The organism is Thauera sp. AutoDN2 (genome assembly GCF_051280715.1).
Taxonomy (GTDB): domain Bacteria; phylum Pseudomonadota; class Gammaproteobacteria; order Burkholderiales; family Rhodocyclaceae; genus Thauera.
In genome coordinates, this window is the sequence record NZ_JBNCAR010000008.1 from 19,963 (window position 1) to 36,517 (window position 16,555).

Annotated in this window: 18 protein-coding genes; 11 read left to right on the forward strand and 7 right to left on the reverse strand. The window is 66.5% G+C overall.

Translation table 11 applies throughout. The features are described from left to right. Positions 1-7: 7 nt before the first annotated feature. From ACPT9U_RS06710 to fliR, 11 genes are all read left to right on the forward strand, one after another. A complete protein-coding gene (locus tag ACPT9U_RS06710; protein WP_435750309.1) occupies positions 8-970 on the forward strand; it encodes a flagellar assembly protein FliH in 963 nt (320 codons plus the stop codon). Continuing rightward, on the forward strand, positions 967-2,361 hold the full coding sequence (gene fliI / locus ACPT9U_RS06715) for a flagellar protein export ATPase FliI (protein ID WP_418362943.1): 1,395 nt from the start codon (positions 967-969) through the stop codon (positions 2,359-2,361). Before ACPT9U_RS06710 ends, fliI begins: the two co-directional genes overlap by 4 nt. Before the next feature lie 140 nt (positions 2,362-2,501). Next, a complete protein-coding gene (gene fliJ, locus ACPT9U_RS06720) occupies positions 2,502-2,969 on the forward strand; it encodes a flagellar export protein FliJ (protein WP_435750310.1) in 468 nt (155 codons plus the stop codon). A 117-nt stretch (positions 2,970-3,086) separates the two neighbouring features. Then, the gene (locus tag ACPT9U_RS06725; RefSeq protein ID WP_435750311.1) at positions 3,087-4,364 is read left to right on the forward strand and encodes a flagellar hook-length control protein FliK; all 1,278 of its coding nucleotides are present in this window, start codon (positions 3,087-3,089) and stop codon (positions 4,362-4,364) included. Between the two features lie 93 nt (positions 4,365-4,457). Then, a complete protein-coding gene (locus tag ACPT9U_RS06730) occupies positions 4,458-5,033 on the forward strand; it encodes a flagellar basal body-associated FliL family protein (RefSeq protein WP_435750313.1) in 576 nt (191 codons plus the stop codon). Positions 5,034-5,044: 11 nt separating this feature from the next. Beyond that, entirely contained in the window at positions 5,045-6,055 is a 1,011-nt protein-coding gene (fliM, locus tag ACPT9U_RS06735; RefSeq protein ID WP_418362947.1) for a flagellar motor switch protein FliM, read from the forward strand. Further along, on the forward strand, positions 6,048-6,524 hold the full coding sequence (gene fliN / locus ACPT9U_RS06740; protein WP_418362948.1) for a flagellar motor switch protein FliN: 477 nt from the start codon (positions 6,048-6,050) through the stop codon (positions 6,522-6,524). Before fliM ends, fliN begins: the two co-directional genes overlap by 8 nt. Before the next feature lie 7 nt (positions 6,525-6,531). Continuing rightward, the gene (gene fliO, locus ACPT9U_RS06745; RefSeq protein WP_418362949.1) at positions 6,532-7,008 is read left to right on the forward strand and encodes a flagellar biosynthetic protein FliO; all 477 of its coding nucleotides are present in this window, start codon (positions 6,532-6,534) and stop codon (positions 7,006-7,008) included. After that, positions 6,998-7,771, forward strand: coding sequence for a flagellar type III secretion system pore protein FliP (gene fliP / locus ACPT9U_RS06750; protein WP_418362950.1), 774 nt, complete (start codon positions 6,998-7,000; stop codon positions 7,769-7,771). The genes fliO and fliP overlap by 11 nt, the downstream gene beginning before the upstream one ends. Positions 7,772-7,796: 25 nt before the next feature. Further along, positions 7,797-8,066, forward strand: coding sequence for a flagellar biosynthesis protein FliQ (fliQ, locus tag ACPT9U_RS06755; protein ID WP_418362951.1), 270 nt, complete (start codon positions 7,797-7,799; stop codon positions 8,064-8,066). 40 nt (positions 8,067-8,106) lie between these two features. Then, positions 8,107-8,910 (forward strand): flagellar biosynthetic protein FliR, encoded by an 804-nt coding sequence (gene fliR, locus ACPT9U_RS06760; RefSeq protein WP_435750315.1) that lies wholly within the window; start codon positions 8,107-8,109, stop codon positions 8,908-8,910. A 71-nt stretch (positions 8,911-8,981) separates the two neighbouring features. On the opposite strand, the gene ACPT9U_RS06765 is transcribed toward fliR, so the two are convergent. From ACPT9U_RS06765 to flgG, 7 genes are all read right to left on the reverse strand, one after another. Next, positions 8,982-9,476 (reverse strand): hypothetical protein, encoded by a 495-nt coding sequence (locus ACPT9U_RS06765; protein WP_418362953.1) that lies wholly within the window; start codon positions 9,474-9,476, stop codon positions 8,982-8,984. Between the two features lie 8 nt (positions 9,477-9,484). Further along, the gene (flgL, locus tag ACPT9U_RS06770; protein ID WP_418362954.1) at positions 9,485-10,684 is read right to left on the reverse strand and encodes a flagellar hook-associated protein FlgL; all 1,200 of its coding nucleotides are present in this window, start codon (positions 10,682-10,684) and stop codon (positions 9,485-9,487) included. A 23-nt stretch (positions 10,685-10,707) separates the two neighbouring features. Then, positions 10,708-12,729: a flagellar hook-associated protein FlgK gene (flgK, locus tag ACPT9U_RS06775; protein WP_418362955.1), complete on the reverse strand. Its 2,022-nt coding sequence runs from the start codon at positions 12,727-12,729 to the stop codon at positions 10,708-10,710. Between the two features lie 70 nt (positions 12,730-12,799). Continuing rightward, complete coding sequence (gene flgJ / locus ACPT9U_RS06780) at positions 12,800-13,813, reverse strand: flagellar assembly peptidoglycan hydrolase FlgJ (protein WP_435750316.1); 1,014 nt, start codon at positions 13,811-13,813, stop codon at positions 12,800-12,802. Between the two features lie 10 nt (positions 13,814-13,823). After that, a complete protein-coding gene (locus tag ACPT9U_RS06785) occupies positions 13,824-14,951 on the reverse strand; it encodes a flagellar basal body P-ring protein FlgI (protein WP_418362957.1) in 1,128 nt (375 codons plus the stop codon). Between the two features lie 12 nt (positions 14,952-14,963). Beyond that, the gene (locus ACPT9U_RS06790) at positions 14,964-15,638 is read right to left on the reverse strand and encodes a flagellar basal body L-ring protein FlgH (protein ID WP_418362958.1); all 675 of its coding nucleotides are present in this window, start codon (positions 15,636-15,638) and stop codon (positions 14,964-14,966) included. A 10-nt stretch (positions 15,639-15,648) separates the two neighbouring features. Then, positions 15,649-16,431 carry a flagellar basal-body rod protein FlgG gene (flgG, locus tag ACPT9U_RS06795; RefSeq protein WP_418362959.1) on the reverse strand — a complete coding sequence of 261 codons (783 nt, stop codon included), beginning with the start codon at positions 16,429-16,431 and terminating at the stop codon, positions 15,649-15,651. Between the last annotated feature and the right edge of the window lie 124 nt (positions 16,432-16,555).

The window sequence follows — 16,555 nt, forward strand, 5'->3', positions numbered from 1 at the left end:
GCCGCCCATGAGCATTTCCCGCCATCAGGCCGTAGGTGCCTACAGGCGCTGGACGCCGGCCGACTTCGATGCCGAAGGCGAGGACGGCGCCGCACACGACGCGGATACCGGCGAGGCATCATCGGCTGAGGCCGAGCCGACCGCAGTCGCTGCACCCGCTGCGGCGGAGGAGGCGCCCGCCCCTGCCGAGCCGCCCGAGTTGCCCGAGTTGCCCCCCGATTTCCGCCTGCCGACAGCGGAGGAGATCGAGCGCATGCACGAGGAGGTGCGCCAGGCTGGCTTCGACGAAGGCCGGCGCGAAGGCGTGGCCGAAGGGCTGGAGGCCGGACGCAAGCAGGGGTACGAGGAAGGTCAGCGCCAGGCCGCGCAGGAAGCCGGACGGATCGCCAGGCTGGTGGACACGCTCGAGGACGCGATGCAGACGCTGGACGCGGAGATCGCAGAAGAGCTCATGGCGCTCGCGATCGAGATGGCGCGGCGCATGGTGCGGCTCACGCTCGAACACCACCCCGAAACCATCCTCGACACCGTACGCGAAGCCCTGCTCCAGCTTCCCCAGGGGCACGCGCAGATCCATCTCCACCCCGAGGACCTGGACCTCGTGCGCAGGCACGCAGGCGATCAGTTCGCGCACGGCGGACATCGGCTGCACGAGGATCTGCACCTTCAGCGCGGCGAGTGCCGCATCGAGGGCCAGGGCACCGTTGTAGACGCGACCCTGCAGGCGCGCTGGCGCCGGGTGCTGGAATCGATCGGGCACGAGAAGGCCGCCTGGTCGCCTGAGGAAGGGGCTGCGGAGGGCATTGCAGAGAGCGTTGCGGAACAGGCGGACGAAAAGACGGAGGAGCCAGCCTGGGGCGCAACCGAAGACGGAAGCGGGGAAGGAGGCGGGAAACCGCTCACGGACGCGAACAGCCCAGACGACAGCCAGCCCGGCGACCCCGGAGCGAAGCAGGCACCCGGCCCATGAATCCACACACCGCCCTGTGGCGCAGTTTCCTCACCGATGGACGCCATCTGGTCGAGGGCTGCAACCCGCTCGAAACCTCGGGCCGGCTGACGCGCATCAACGGGCTGGTGATGGAGGCCGCCGGCATCAAGCTGCCGCTGGGCGCGGGCTGCCGCATCCTGGTGCCCGGAGGCGGCTCGGTGGACGCCGAGGTGGTGGGGTTCAACGGCGACAAGCTGTACATGATGCCCACCGACGACGTTTTCGGCCTCGCCCCCGGGGCGCGCGTGCTGCCGATCGAAGTGGGCGTGCCGCGCCTGGTGCCGGGCAAGCGCATCGGCCCGCGCCGGCGCGCCGCCGACCGCGCCAAGCATCTCCCGGTGGGCGATGAGCTGCTGGGCCGCGTCGTGGATGGCGCCGGCCGTCCGCTGGACGGACATGGTCCGCTCGGGACCCAGGAGACGCGCTCGCTGCAGGGCCGTGCAATCAACCCGCTCTCGCGCGCACCGATCAGCCAGCCGCTCGATGTGGGCATTCGCGCCATCAACGCGCTGCTGACGGTCGGACGCGGGCAGCGCCTGGGGCTCTTCGCCGGCTCCGGCGTGGGCAAGTCGGTGCTGATCGGGATGATGGCCCGCTACACGGAAGCTGACGTGATCGTGGTCGGCCTGATCGGCGAGCGGGGCCGGGAAGTAAAGGAGTTCATCGACCAGAGCCTGGGCCCGGAAGGTCTCGCGCGCTCGGTGGTGGTCGCGGCGCCAGCCGATACCAGCCCGCTGATGCGCATGCAGGGCGCAGCCTATGCGACCACGGTGGCGGAACACTTCCGCGACCGCGGCAAGCAGGTGCTGCTGATCATGGATTCGCTGACGCGCTACGCAATGGCCCAGCGCGAGATCGCGCTCGCGATCGGCGAGCCGCCGGTCACCCGCGGCTACCCGCCGAGCGTGTTCGCGCGCTTGCCTGCACTGGTCGAGCGCGCCGGCAACGGCCCGGAGGGCGGCGGATCGATCACTGCCTTCTATACTGTGCTCGCCGAAGGCGACGACCAGCAGGACCCGATCGCAGATTCTGCGCGAGCGATCCTCGACGGCCACTTCGTGCTGTCCCGCACGCTCGCGGATCAGGGCCACTACCCCGCGATCGACATCGAGCAGTCCATCTCGCGCGCAATGCACAACCTCGTGGGCGACGACCACTTCGCCGTCGTGCGCCAGTTCAAGCAGTTCTTTTCGCGCTATCAGCGCTCTCGTGACCTGATCGCGGTGGGCGCCTACCAGGCCGGCGGAGACCCGGTGCTGGACACCGCGGTGCGGCTGTACCCCAGGCTGGAGGCCTTCCTCCAGCAGGGCATCCACGAACGCGAATCGCACGAGGGCGCGCTGCGCAAGCTCGCCGAAGTGTTCGGCTGACAAGGCGCACGGCCCCTCGTTCGCGCTTGCCGGCGCAAAGGACAGGGGGCTGGATCGGCCGAGACCGTTGGGCGAAACGAGCCAGCGGCCCTGCGGCACGATAGAATCCGGCTTCCAGACTGCACGCCAACCGGCAGCCGATGACTGCGCAATTCCACCTCCAGCCCCTGCTCGACCTCGCCAACACCCGCACCGACGAAGCCGCCCGCAGGCTTGGCGAACTCGTCGCCGCCGAGCGCGATCAGGCGCAGAAGCTCGAGATGCTCGAAACCTACCGCAAGGAATACAACGAGCGCTTCGTGCAGGCTGCGCGCGATGGCATGAGCCCGGACGCCTGGCGCAATTTCAGCGCCTTCATGGGCAAGCTCGATGAAGCCATCGCCGCACAGCGCAAGCTCGTGGAGCAGTCCCAGGCGCGCACGGTGGAAGGTCAGCAGAGCTGGATCGCCCAGCACACCCGCCTGAAGGCCTTCGACACGCTCTCGCAGCGCCACCGGTCTGCCCTGGACCAAGCCGAATCACGGCGCGAGCAGAAACAGGCGGACGAGCACGCGGCGCGCCGGCGCTTCGATTCCGGCAACGACGACGAAGGCGAGGGCGAATCTTGACCCCGCTGAACGCGCGCCCGAAGCCCGTCACAGGGCCCTGTCCGCTGGTGGCATGAGCCTTGCTTGAGGTTGCGCACCGGATCCTTCGATCCCCGCCAGCCTCACAGGGACCCAGACATGTCTGCACTGCCTTCCGCATACGCCTCCGCACGCAACCCGGTCTCCGCCATGAACCTGCTCTCGGCGCAGCCAGAGCCCGCAAACCCGGCGGCCCGCAACGCGCGCACCGAAGCCCAGGCCAGTTTCCGCACCGACACCCGTGCCAACTCCTTCTCGCAGACCCTGCAGAGCCGGATGCCGGAGCCCCCGCGCAATGAAGCTCCGCGCCCGCAGGACAGGCAGGGTGCGGAACGCAGCCCCACTGCCGAAGGCCGCAAGAGCCCCTCGCCCGAGCGAGCGAGCGCCCCCGACGGCGCGCGCACGGCCGAGGCGGACCAGCCCGCGGACGCCCCGCCCTCCACGCAGACGCAGGAGGGCAGCACCGGCACCGGCCAGAACCCGTCCGACGCGCAAGGGCAGGCGCAGACCGAAGCACAGCCGCAGCAGCCTGCCGCAGCCGGCAGCCCGGAGGCTTCGGCGGCGGCTTCCGTTGCCGGCTTGCCGGCAGCCATTGCCGCCCTGCTCTCCGGGCAGCAGGACAGTGCCGCCGTGGAGGATGGCACGGAGAGCCTGCTGACGAACCCCAACGGCGGGAAGAAATCGATTCATAATTCGGCGCTGCTGACGAGCCTGGGCCAGGAGATCGCGGACGGCAATGCCAACCCCGGGCTGCAGGCCAAGGCCATCGCAGTGGCGGCAAACGCGGTTTCCGCCGGCATCGCCGCCGGACGGGGGGCCGAGGCTGCAGCGGCACTGGTCAAGGAGGGTGCGGACGGCAGCACCGGCCTGCAGGGCGCCGGGCTGCACCTGCATGGTTCGCCGCAGTTGCTGCGCCAGGCGCAGGGCGCGCAGCCCACGCCACAGTTGCCAGTCCAGACGCCGGCCGGCCAGCAGGCATGGGCGGAGGACGTCAGCAACCAGGTGCGCTGGATGCTCGGCCGCGCCGAAAGCAAGGCAGAACTGGTGCTGACACCGCCGAGCCTGGGCAAGCTCGAAGTCTCGATCAGCCTCAACGGCGACCAGACGACGGCACAGTTCATCGCGTCCAGCCAGGCCGCCCGCGATGCGCTCGAGCGCGCCATGCCGCATCTGCGCGAGATCCTTCAGCAGGCGGGCATCATGCTGGGCGATGCAAACGTGAGCACTTCGGGTCAGCAGGGCCGCGATGGCGGCACCTCCCGCCAGGACGGCGGAAATGGCCAGGGCGATGAAGCCCTCACCGGAGCGGGGACCCAGTCCGGCAGCGGTGGCGGCTGGGTGAAACAACAGCAGGGGATGGTCGACACCTTCGCCTGAAGCGCGCGAATTGGGGCTGCTCTGCCCCACTTTTCGGCGCTTTGGCTTGCGTGACCCTCCCGGATAATGCAATTCGTACAACAGGAGAAACGCATGGCCAAGGCACCGGCAAAGACGGAAGAAGGCGAAGACGTCCCCAAGAAGAAAGGCAAGCTCGGCCTGATCATCGTCATCGTGCTGCTCGTGGTGCTCATCCTGATCGCCGCGGGCGTCGGTGCGCTGCTGCTGCTCAAGGGCGGCAAGGACAAGGACGGTGAGGAAGCCGCTGCCAGCGAGGCTGCAGCGCAAGCGCAGCTCCAGACCCAGGGCACCGTCGACCTCACCAAGCCACCGATCTTCATTCCGCTCGACGCCTTCACGGTCAATCTGCGTCGCGACGAGGGCGACCACTACCTCCAGGTGGTGGCGGTCATCCGCATCGCCGACGCGAAGATGGAGCCGACCCTGAAGGCCTTCATGCCGGAGATCCGCCACCGCATCAACCTGCTGCTGTCGGCCAAACTCCCCTCGGAGCTCGCCACTATCGAAGGACGCGAGTCGCTCTCGCTCGAGATCACGCAGCAGGTCAATGAGGCGCTCGGCTTCCAGGCGGTGCGCGATGCGAGCGGCCGCCCCATCCCGAACGGCCCCGTGCAGTCGGTGTTGTTCACCTCCTTCATCATCCAGTAAGGAGCGGCACCATGTCCGCGGACTTTCTCTCCCAGGAAGAGGTTGACGCCCTGCTACGGGGCGTGACCGGGGAGACGGACGAACAGGCTGCGGACGACGCGGGGACGGAAGGCATTCGCCCCTACAATCTGGCGACGCAGGAGCGCATCGTGCGGGGGCGCATGCCTACGCTCGAGCTCATCAACGAGCGCTTCGCACGCTATCTGCGCATCGGCCTGTTCAACTACATGCACCGCAACGTCGAGGTCTCGGTGGGACCGATCAAGGTGCAAAAGTACGCAGAGTTCATCCGCAACCTCGTCGTGCCCACCAACCTCAACCTGGTGACCGCCAAGCCGCTGCGCGGCACCGGGCTGGTCGTCTTCGACCCGAACCTCGTGTTCCTGGTCGTGGACAACATGTTCGGCGGCGATGGGCGCTTCCACACCCGGGTCGAGGGGCGTGACTTCACACCCACCGAGCAGCGCATCATCCAGGGCATGCTCAACGTGGTCTTCACCGAGTACGCCCGCGCCTGGGCACCGGTGTTCGCACTGCATCTGGAGTACGTTCGGTCGGAGATGAACTCGCAGTTCGCCAACATCGCGACCCCCTCCGAAGTCGTGGTCGCGACCAGCTTCTCGCTCGAACTCGGCGGCGCGCAGGCAGAGATGCACATCTGCTTCCCGTACTCCATGCTCGAACCCATTCGCGATCTGCTGTATTCCACCATGCAGAGCGACCATCTGACCTCGGATCGCCGCTGGATCAAGCTGCTGACGCGACAGTTGCAGACCGTCGAGGTGGAGCTGGGCTGCAATTTCGGCAGCGCCCGCCTCACCCTGCGCGACATCGTCGACATGCGCGTGGGGGACGTGATTCCGCTGAACGTGCCCGCCGCACTGGTTGCCGAGGTGGATGGGGTACCGGTCTTCAAGTGCAACCACGGCACCAAGGGCGGACACTACGCCATCAAGCTCGAGCAATTCATCCGCGCCGACGACACCGACACATCGAGCCATCCGGGAGAAAACAATGGCTGACGACAATCTGGAACCCCAGATCACCGAAGACGACTGGGCCGCTGCGATGATGGAGCAGGCCGCGGTCGAAGCCGGAGGCGACGGCGAGGCCGACCGCGTGGCGGCCGAACTCGCCGCGGCGGCCATGGACGGCTCGCCTTACCAGGCCAAGCCGGCCAGCCAGTTGTTCGAAGACTTCGGCGGCAGCAGCGACAAGCAGGGGTCGCTGAATGATTTCGACATGATCCTCGACATCCCGGTGCAGATCACTGTGGAGTTGGGGCGCACGAAGCTGTCGATCCGCAACCTGTTGCAGCTTGCACACGGCTCGGTGGTCGAACTGGACGGTCTTGCGGGCGAGCCGATGGACGTGCTGGTCAACGGCACCCTGATCGCCCAGGGCGAGGTGGTCGTGGTCAACGACAAGTTCGGCATCCGTCTGACCGACATCATCACCCCCGCCGAGCGAATGCGTAAGATCCGCAGCTGATCGACCCATGCCCCTGCAACGACTGACCGTTCCTGTCCTGGCGGGCACCACGACACTGGCCCCGCTCTGGCCAGGCGCTGCCCTGGCACAGACTGCCCCCACCCCCGTCTCCACCCCTACCTCTTCCCCCCTCCCCGAGCTCGGTGCCAGCCTGCTGCAGATGGCGTTCGGGCTCGCCATCGTCATCGCGCTGCTGCTCGCCAGCCTGTGGCTGATCCGCCGGCTGGGCGCACCGCGCGGGGGTGGCGCCGCCATCAAGGTGCTGGGCGCCGCGGCCGTGGGTCCGCGCGAGCGCGTGGTGCTGGTCGAACTCGGTGACGAGGTCCTGGTGCTCGGTGTGGCGCCAGGCTCGGTGAGCAAACTGCACGACATGAAGCGCAGCGCGCTTCCGCTCGCCGCCGATGCGCCCGGGGTGGCAACACCGGCCGGACGCAGCTTCGCAAGCTGGCTCAAGCAGGCAACGGAGCACCGCAATGCGCGCTGAAACCGGCCGTCGATTGTCTCCCGCCTTGCTGCGCCAGCTTGCCCTGGGCGTACTGCTCGCCGGTCTGCCGCTGCTGGCCGCCGCACAGGCCCTGCCCGCGCTGACCACGACCGATGCACCCGGAGGCGGCACGACCTACAGCCTGACCATCCAGACGCTGTTGCTGATGACGCTGCTGAGCTTCATCCCGGCAATGGTGCTGATGATGACGAGCTTCACCCGCATCATCATCGTGTTTTCACTGCTGCGCCAGGCCATGGGCACGCAGACCGCGCCGCCGAACCAGGTGCTGCTCGGGCTGGCACTTTTCCTGACCTTCTTCATCATGGCGCCGGTCGCCGAGCGCGTGTATACCGACGCCTACCTGCCAATGTCCGAGGGAGCGATCCAGTTCGACGAGGCACTCGAGCGCGCGTCGGTGCCGGTAAAGGCCTTCATGCTCAAGCAGGTGCGCGAGCCCGATCTCGATCTTTTCGCCGGACTTGCCAAGGTGCCTCCGGTGGAGAAGGCCGAGGATCTGCCGATGCGCGTGGTGATCCCCGCTTTCGTTACGTCGGAGCTCAAGACCGCCTTCCAGATCGGCTTCATCATCTTCATCCCCTTCATCATCATCGACATGGTGGTCGCCTCTGTGCTGATGTCGATGGGCATGATGATGATGTCGCCCGTGATCGTGTCATTGCCCTTCAAGATCATGCTGTTCGTGCTGGTCGACGGCTGGACGCTACTGATCGGCTCGCTGGTACAGAGCTTCGCCCTCTGAAGGGCGCGTTCCGAGGAGAAACGCCATGACCCCTACCGCAGTCATCGAGATCGGGCGTCAAGCCGTCGAAGTCACGCTGCTGGTTTCCGCACCCCTGTTCGTCGCCGCACTGGCGACCGGCCTGATCATCAGCATCTTTCAGGCCGCGACCCAGATCAACGAGATGACACTCTCCTTCGTGCCCAAGCTGGTCGCGATCTTCGTCACCCTCGTGCTTGCCGGGCCGTGGATGATCACCCTGCTGACGGACTTCATGCGCAGGCTGATCCAGTCCATCCCGACGATGATCGGTTAGCGCCGCCGCGCCGCCGCACTCACCACCGCTCCGCCGCCCGATGCTCAGCGTAACCGCCGCCCAGCTCGATGCATGGCTCGCCGCGCTGATGTTTCCGCTCGCGCGGCTGCTCGGGTTGTTCTCTTCAGCGCCCGTATTCGCCAACCGAGGGGTGTCGGTGCGCGCTCGGCTCGCAATCGGCATCGCGGTGACCGTGGCCGTGCTACCGATCATGCCGCCGATGCCGGACGTGCCGCCGAACTCCGGCCTGGGGCTGGTGATCTTCGGCCAGCAGATCTTCATCGGCATCGCGATCGGCTTCATGATGCGCATCGTGTTCGCGGCCGTGGACATGGCTGGCGCCCTGATCGGCATGCAGATGGGCCTGTCCTTCGCGATCTTCTTCGACCCCGACGCGGGCGGGCAGACCGCGGTGCTGTCCGACTTCCTGAACCTGCTCGCCACGCTGCTCTTTCTGGCGGCCAACGGTCACCTGGTGCTGATCGAGATCGTGGTCAGGAGCTTCGAGTGGCTTCCGGTCAGCACCGAGCTGCTCAGTTCCAGCGGCTGGATCTTCATCGCGCGCACCGGCCTGACCGTGTTCGCGGCCGGGCTCCTGCTGTCCATGCCGATCATCGCCATGCTGCTGGTGGCGAACATCGCACTCGGTGTGCTGACGCGTGCAGCGCCACAGCTGAACCTGTTCGCAGTGGGTTTCCCCATTACGCTCACCGCCGGTTTCATCGGCCTGCTGCTGATCATGACCAACTTCGGTCCCGTACTGCAGAGCCTGTTCGAACGCGGCTTCGACACCATCTCGCTGCTGCTCGACGCCCTCGCCCCGCTTCCAACACCGGCCCCCTGAGGGCGGGCAATTCTCCGCCCTCCCGTCCTTTCGCCCTTTCGCCCTCTCACCCTTTCCCCTTCTTCCCCCGCTTACATCGTGGGGAAGATCTGCGAGCGCACCAGCCGGATCTCCGCGTTCGCGTAGCGGCGGGCGAAAGGCCGGGTCGACTCCACGCCTTCCTCGTAGTGCACGACCTCATAGCCGGCGAAGCCCCCGGCCTCGACGATCTGACGCGCATTGCGCAGGAACACCTGCCGCGCTTCGCCCTCACCGCCAGTGAAGAGCGATTTCATCTTCAGCGCCATGCGTACCCGGTCGCGTCCAGCCTCTCGCACGTCGATGCGCCAGGTGGGGGCGAAGGGGTCATAGATCGCGAATGCGACCAGCGCACCGGCGATGTATTGCGGCTCGAGCATGTCCAGGTCGCTGAGCATCGACAGGCCACCGGCGAGCGCAGCAACCGGCGCGAGCAACTCGACGGCCTCCTCCGGCGACACTGTCCCCGGTTCGCGGACCGAGGCCTCGTGGGTGGTGGTACAGGCCGCGAGCAAGACGGCAGCCCCAACGACAAGTGCGGTGCGCATGGAGGAACTCAATTCAGGTAGTTGAACAGCGACAGGCCGGAAACGCGCATGAAAGACTGCTGCGCCGCCTGCAGGTAGGTCTGTTGCTGCGTCAGGCGCGAGATCGCCTCGGCGTAATCGACATCCTGCAAGCCGGACAGCGTAGTGGCGTATTGCAGGTCGAGGTCGCTGCCGAGACTCGCGAGCGCTTCGGTCTCGGTGAGCTGGGAGCCGATCTGGGCGCGAGTCTTGAGGATGTTCTCCTGGCCGGCATCGAAGGTTTCGAGCGCAAAGGCAACAGCGCCGGTCATGCCCGAGGCACCCGGGCTCTCGAGCGCAGAGGCGAACATCGCCATGTTGTTGAGCAGGTTGGTGGAAGGGACGAAGACCTCGAACTTGTCTTCACTCCCGACCGGCACAGCGGTGAGGTCAAAATCGATACCATCGATTGTCGGCGTGCTGCCGACGGCATAGGTTGCCGGCGCCAGCGGCACTTCCTGCCCATCCTGCCCGATGCGGGTTACGGTATAGCTCGCGGCGAGCGCGTCGTACTCGAACTGATACCGCGTTGCCTGCCGTACGTTGGACGCATCGATCGACGCGATGGTCGGGCCTGCCTGTCCCTCGTTCGCTGCGTTCGCGTAGACCTTGATCGACCCGGTGCCGAGCGTGAGCGTACGATCGAACACGTCCGAGCCCGGCAAGCTGACGGGCATGTAGCGCGAGGCCGAGACCTGGATCGTCCGCTCGCCCTGATCACCTTCGTATCCGACGCCGGAAAGTCCGCCTGAATAGGGCTGCTGCTGCGATCGGTAGCCGCCGAAGATGTAGTCGCCCGTACCGTCCTGGCTGTTGGCAAGCGCCAGCATGGCTTCGAACTGGGCCTTCATGTCCGTTGCCATGTAGCCCAGATCCTTGGCATCCAGGGCACCATTGCCCGCCTGCACCGCGCGCTCGCGGACGTAGTGCAGAACGTCGCCCGCGCTCTGCAGGCGGGACTCGAGCAGCTTCATGGCGTCGTCGGCGTAGCCGATGTTCACCGAAAACTGGGTGTTGACCGCCTTGGTCTGGCCGACCTCCAGCGCACGCGCGGAGGCGATGGGGTCGTCCGCGGGGGTCAGCACACGCCGGCCGGTGGACACCTGCTGCTGCGTCTGCAGGATGTTCTTCCACTGCTGCTGGATCGAGCCTACGCCCTTGTCGTAGATCATGCTTGTCGATACGCGCATGATGTTCTCCCGGTGTTGCCGGCTCAGCGGCCGATGCTGATGAGTTCGTCGAACAGCCGCTGCGCCACGGTCATGACGCGCGCCGAAGCCTGGTAAGCCAGCTGGTAGCGGACGAGATTGGCGGCCTCTTCATCGAGGTTGACGCCGGACATGCTGTCGCGCGCCGTGGTGGCCTGCGTCAGCAGGGCTTCCTGCGCAGACTCGTTAACCTGAACCTCGCGCGTCTTGTTGCCAACGGTGCTCACGGTCTGTGCGTAGCTGGTCTGGAAGGTCGCTGTGGGACGCCCATTGGCATCCGCGAGCAGAACCTTCTTCGTTTGCAGGGCACCGAGCGCGACCGCATTGCGGTTGTCGGAAGCGCCGGCCACAGTGGGCGCGAAATCGAATCGGTCGCCCACCTGCGGCGCGCCGCTGATGCGTACATCGAATTCGTAACCGCCCGGCTCGACAACCCTGAACCGGACCCCGGCGGCATCACCGGACGGATCGAAGGCCGTGCTCGAGGTCGCGGGGCCGCCAACCGGCAGCCACTCGCCGCTGCTGGCCTGGTACTGGAGTCGCTGGATGGTGTAACCGCCCGTGGTCGGCAGGGCGAGATTCGCGCCGTCGAAGCTCAGCGCAAACGGGGCAAACGACGGCTGCGCTCCGGGCACATTGCCCACGCTGCGCACATCGATCTCGGACGCCTTCGCCGTCCCCTGGTTCGTCAGCGGCAGGTTGACCGAAACCGGGCCTCCGGCAGCGACCTTGCGCGGGTCCGTGATGGCCACCGAAATGTCCCGCGCCGCATTGCGGGTGGGTTGCACCAGAACGGACTGGCCCGCAGCCAAGGAACTCCCGTCGATCGTCATCCCATCAATGCTGAGGGCGCCACTTGCGGCGGACGCGGTGAGGGGAGGCTGGATGTCCCCATCGGAGAGCCGTTTCACCCTGAAGCCGCCGCTCTCGCCAATGACCTCGTAGTCGCTGGCACGCAACTGCGACACGTCATCCAGACCGACGGTTACACCCGTGCCAAGCGGCTGAACACCGATCGGAGGCGGGTTGAAGAATAGATTCCCGAGCTTGCCCTCGAGATCGACACCAAGCTGGTGCTGCGCGTTGAAGGTTTCCACGATCCCCAGTGCAATCAACCCGAGCTCGTTCTGCGCACGGTCCAGCGAATCCCTGCGGAACTCCAGCAGCCCCCCGAGCTCTCCGCCGGTCAGCAACGACTCGGCGATCTCGATCGTGTTGCCGCCGGGCGCCTTCATGGAGATGGCACCACGTTGCGGGTCGGTGGCGCTCGGGATGACCTCGAATTCGGACACCGTGCCGCGCAGCACCAGCGGCTGGCCCGAGCCGATGAAGACCGACACGCCGCCGTTGGCCTTGCCGCCGTCAGTCTCGGGCACCACGCTGATCTGCACCAGTTTGTTCAGCTCCGCCAGCAGCTGGTCGCGCTGGTCGAGCAGGTCGTTGGCCGGCGTTCCCGCCCCGCCGGCCTGCGCCACGACGATGCGCTGGTTCATCTCGGCGATGGCATTGGCGTAAGTGTTGATCGACTCGACGGTCTGGACGAGGTTGCCTTCCACCCCCTGACGGATCTCCTGCAGCCGGGTGTCGAGCGACTGGAAGCGTGATGCGAGTGCCTGGCCATTGGAGATCAGGGACTGGCGTGCCGCCACGCTGGTGGGGTTCGACGCCACCTCCTGCACGCCGGCAAAGAACTCTGCGAGCGAGGGCGACAGGCCGGTCGTGCTGTCGGCAAGCAGGTTGTTGATCTGGCCGATCTGGCTGCTGTAGGCCGAATACTGCGAGCGGCGGTTGTCCGCCTGCATCACCTGCGCCTCAAGGAACTGATCGTACGAGCGAGTGACGGAAGTGACGTTGGTGCCCTGGCCGAAGAAACCGGCCCCGGTGAACAAAGGCTCACGGGCAGCCTGGCCGACCGTCTGGCGGTGATAGCCGGTGGTGCCGGCATTGGTGATGTTGTGACTGGTCGTGTTCAGCTGGGCCTGTGCCGCATTGAGGCCCGAAACACCGATATTGAGCATGCCAGCCATGATGAATGTCCTGTTCCAATGATCCTTGACAGGAACCTAGCAATTACCTTGCCAGCGCAAAGCGGCAAGATCAGCCGAGGGTCGCGAGCGCGTTGCGCAAGGTCGCGCCGCCGATGATGCGGGTCAGCTTGTCGGCGTACTGCGGATCGGTGGCATAGCCTGCATCCTGCAGCGCGCGCGCAAACCCGGCGGCACTGGTGGTGCCGAGCACCGCCTCGTAGCGCGGGCTGCGGGTCATGAGGTTGGCGTAGTCCTGGAAGGATTCGGCGTAGGACGCATAGGCACGGAAGCGCGAGGGTTCCGCATAAGCCTGCCCGCCGGCGTACTCGGTGACGGTCCGATCGACCGTCTCGCCCTGCCAGGCGGAGCCCGCCTTGATGTTGAACAGGTTGTGGCTGGGCCGGCCGTCGGCGTGGCGAAGTTGCTTCTCGCCCCAGCCGGTCTCGAGCGCGGCCTGCGCAACCATGAATGCAGCAGGAATGCCGGTGCGTTTGCTGGCATCGACCGCATGCGGCCAAACCTCGGTGACGAAGTCGCGCACCTTGGCCGAGACCTCGCCGCTGGCATCGCGCGCCTGCTGGATCGCTTCGACGAAGCGAGCCTGTTCGAGCGCGGTTTCCGCCATCGCCGCCGGGTCTTCCGCACCCGCGCGTGCAGAATCGGCAAGCCCGGCCTTCTGCATCACGGCAGAAATTGCCGGCCGGCGCGCCACACCGGCAAGGTCGAAGCCGCCCACGCCCGCAGCCGATGGAACAAGGGCATCGATGTCGCCTGCACCCTCGCTCTTGCCGCCGAGCTGGCGGAAGATGACCTCGGACAGCCCAGTGCCACGGGCTTGCGAAGCGTTGAGCGCAAGCTGCTGGTCGAGCAGGCTCTGGTACATGCGCGTCTGCTCGCTGTCGAGCATGCTGTTGGACGGCGACGCCTCACGCATCGACTTGAGGGCCATCTGCAGGAACAGCGCCTCGAACTGGCGCGCAGCCGCGCGCAGCGTTTCGTTGGACTGGCCGTCCGTGCGCGCCAGGCGATGCAGGTCGCGCAGCGAGTTCGGGTCGAAAGCGTTGAGCTGGACGCCGGCGTTCATGACCGCAGCCTCAGATGATCTCGAGTTCGGCGCGCAGCGCACCCGCGGCCTTCATCGCCTGCAGGATGCTGACCAGGTCCATGGGATTGGCGCCGAGCGAATTGAGCGCCTTGACCACGTCGGCCAGATTGCCGCCGGCACGCACGTTATGGATGCTGCCACCGTCCTGACGGATGTCGACCTGCCCCTGGTTCTCCGCCACGACGGTCACGCCCTGCGACAAGGGATTGGGCTGGCTGACCTGTGTCTCGGCGTTGACGGTGACGGTGAGATTGCCGTGCGAGACCGCAACATTCTGCAGCGTGACGCGCTGGTTCATCACCACCGAACCGGTACGCGAATTGACGATCACCTTCGCCACCTGCTGCTCCGGCGTCACGCGCAGGCTCTCCAGTTGCCCGAGAAACGCGACGCGATGCGACACGTCCGCCGGCGCCAGCACCTGGATGCTGCGGCCATCCAGCGCGCGCGCGGCACCCGGGGAGACGGCATTGATCGCGTCCACCACGCGGCGGGCGGTGCCGAAATCGGTTTCGTTGAGCTCCAGCATGACGTAGTCGCCCTGCCCCACCGACGAGGCGACCCCGCGCTCCACCGTAGCGCCCGCGGGAATCCGTCCCGCTGCAAGGTGGTTGATGGTCTGCGCCGCGCCGCCGGCCTGAGCGCCCGCGCCGCCGACGACGAGGTTGCCCTGCGCCACCGCATAGACCTGCCCGTCGGCCCCCTTGAGCGGCGTCATGACCAGGGTTCCGCCGCGCAGGCTCTTGGCGTTGCCGATCGAGGACACGGTGACGTCGATCGCCTGGCCGGGCCGCGCGAAGGCCGGCAGGCTCGCAGTGACCATGACCGCCGCCACGTTCTTGAGCTGCATGTTGGTGCCCTGCGGCACGGTCACGCCCATGTTGCCGAGCATGTTGACGATGCTCTGCTTGGTGAAGGGCGTCTGCGTGGTCTGGTCGCCACTGCCATCGAGACCGACGACGAGGCCATAGCCGACGAGCTGGTTCTCGCGCACGCCGGCGATCGAGGCAAGGTCCTTGATGCGCTCGGGTGCAGCCTCGGCTGCGGAGCTGAGGAAAATGCCGGCGGCCACGGCGGCAACCGCAGCGCGCAGCAGGAAGGGCTGGATCCGGAACATGGCGAACCTCGATCAGAATGGCAGGACGGCAAGGAAGAAGCGCTGCAGCCAGCCCATCGTGTTGGACTGGTCGATGAAGCCGCTGCCGCGGTACTCGATGCGCGCGTCGGCCACCTGGGTGGACTGGACGGTATTGGTGGACGTGACGGTGTTGGGGTCGATCACGCCGGAGAAGCGGATGAACTCGCTGCCCTGGTTGATCGCGAGCATCTTCTCGCCCGACACCAGCAAGTTGCCGTTGGGATAAACGTCGATGACAGAAACGGTGATCGTTCCATTGAAGGCATTATTCGCGCTCGCCGCCCCCGTTCCGTTGAACTCGGACTCGACCCCGGCCTCGATGTTCAGCCCATTGAGGCCGCCCAGGGGCAGACGCGACGATGCGGTAATCCCCCCCGTCATTCCGGACCCGCGCGAGGCATTGGTGTTGGCGTTCTTGGTCGCGGTGTTGCGCTCGACCAGGTTGATCGTGATGATGTCGCCGACATGACGGGCGCGCCGATCCTCGAACAGCGGCCTTGCGAGCGCGGCCTGGTAGATCGCGCCATTGGCGGGCGGCATTGCCGCGCGTTCGTTCGGGCGCACGCTCATCGGCTGATGCACCGCCGTCGGCGGAACGGTGTCGATGGACGCACAACCCGACAGCAGGGCCACGATCAGGAGCGCAAAGGCGCGGATGCTGCGCATGACCGTTTCCTCAGAGCTGGGTGAGCCGACCGAGCATCTGATCGGACGTCGAGATCGCACGCGAGTTGAGCTCGTAGGCGCGCTGGGTGACGATCATGCTGACGAGTTCCTCGGCCACGTTGACGTTCGAGGTCTCGACATAGCCTTGGTTGATCACCCCTGCGCCATTGGTGCCCGCCTCGGTCGGCGTGGCTTCGCCGCTCGACGCGGTCTCGTAGAAGAGGTTCTCGCCCGCGCTCTGCAGACCGCCCGGGTTGATGAAGGTGGCGATCTGAATCTGCCCCACGGGCTGCGGCTCGACCTGATTGGGCAAGGTCACGGTGACGGTGCCGTCCTTGCCGATGGTGATCGATTTGGCGTCGGCGGGGATCTGGATGCCGTCGAGCAGCGGATAGCCGCTGGGGGTGACGACGTTGCCCTGGTTGTCGAGTTGCAGGGCGCCGTCCCGAGTGTAGGCGGTCGTGCCGTCGGGCATCTCGATCTGCAGAAAGCCATTGCCCTGGATCGCGACATCGAGCGCGCCGCCGGTCTGTTGCAGGCTGCCCTGCGTGAAGATGCGCTCGGTCGCGACCGGTCGCACGCCAGTACCGATCTGCAGGCCGCTGGACACCTGCGTCTGCTGCGTGGTCTGTGCGCCCGGCTGGCGCATGGTCTGGTAGAGCAGATCCTCGAACACGGCGCGTTGCCGCTTGTAGCCGTTGGTCGATACGTTCGCCAGGTTGTTGGAGATCACGTCCAGCGAGGTTTGCTGGGCATCCAGCCCGGTCCGGGCGGTCCACAGTGAGCGGATCATGATGAAGTCCTCTGTTCTGCCTTGCCGCTGCGGCAGGTTTTGCCGCAGCGTGACGGCGATTGCCGCTTTTTCACGGGATCAGTCTAGCCCTCGGTCGGGCCAGGCCATTGCAGGATAAGCAATG

Coding starts and splice junctions, on each gene's coding strand:
- ACPT9U_RS06710 (WP_435750309.1), top strand. CDS start 8: ATGAGCATTTCCCGCCATCAGGCCGTAGGTGCCTACAGGCGCTGGACG.
- fliI (WP_418362943.1), top strand. CDS start 967: ATGAATCCACACACCGCCCTGTGGCGCAGTTTCCTCACCGATGGACGC.
- flgK (WP_418362955.1), bottom strand. CDS start 12,729: ATGGCTGGCATGCTCAATATCGGTGTTTCGGGCCTCAATGCGGCACAG.
- fliO (WP_418362949.1), top strand. CDS start 6,532: ATGCCCCTGCAACGACTGACCGTTCCTGTCCTGGCGGGCACCACGACA.
- fliM (WP_418362947.1), top strand. CDS start 5,045: ATGTCCGCGGACTTTCTCTCCCAGGAAGAGGTTGACGCCCTGCTACGG.
- flgJ (WP_435750316.1), bottom strand. CDS start 13,813: ATGAACGCCGGCGTCCAGCTCAACGCTTTCGACCCGAACTCGCTGCGC.
- fliQ (WP_418362951.1), top strand. CDS start 7,797: ATGACCCCTACCGCAGTCATCGAGATCGGGCGTCAAGCCGTCGAAGTC.
- ACPT9U_RS06730 (WP_435750313.1), top strand. CDS start 4,458: ATGGCCAAGGCACCGGCAAAGACGGAAGAAGGCGAAGACGTCCCCAAG.
- flgL (WP_418362954.1), bottom strand. CDS start 10,684: ATGCGCGTATCGACAAGCATGATCTACGACAAGGGCGTAGGCTCGATC.
- ACPT9U_RS06785 (WP_418362957.1), bottom strand. CDS start 14,951: ATGTTCCGGATCCAGCCCTTCCTGCTGCGCGCTGCGGTTGCCGCCGTG.
- fliJ (WP_435750310.1), top strand. CDS start 2,502: ATGACTGCGCAATTCCACCTCCAGCCCCTGCTCGACCTCGCCAACACC.
- ACPT9U_RS06790 (WP_418362958.1), bottom strand. CDS start 15,638: ATGCGCAGCATCCGCGCCTTTGCGCTCCTGATCGTGGCCCTGCTGTCG.
- flgG (WP_418362959.1), bottom strand. CDS start 16,431: ATGATCCGCTCACTGTGGACCGCCCGGACCGGGCTGGATGCCCAGCAA.
- fliR (WP_435750315.1), top strand. CDS start 8,107: ATGCTCAGCGTAACCGCCGCCCAGCTCGATGCATGGCTCGCCGCGCTG.
- ACPT9U_RS06725 (WP_435750311.1), top strand. CDS start 3,087: ATGTCTGCACTGCCTTCCGCATACGCCTCCGCACGCAACCCGGTCTCC.
- ACPT9U_RS06765 (WP_418362953.1), bottom strand. CDS start 9,476: ATGCGCACCGCACTTGTCGTTGGGGCTGCCGTCTTGCTCGCGGCCTGT.
- fliP (WP_418362950.1), top strand. CDS start 6,998: ATGCGCGCTGAAACCGGCCGTCGATTGTCTCCCGCCTTGCTGCGCCAG.
- fliN (WP_418362948.1), top strand. CDS start 6,048: ATGGCTGACGACAATCTGGAACCCCAGATCACCGAAGACGACTGGGCC.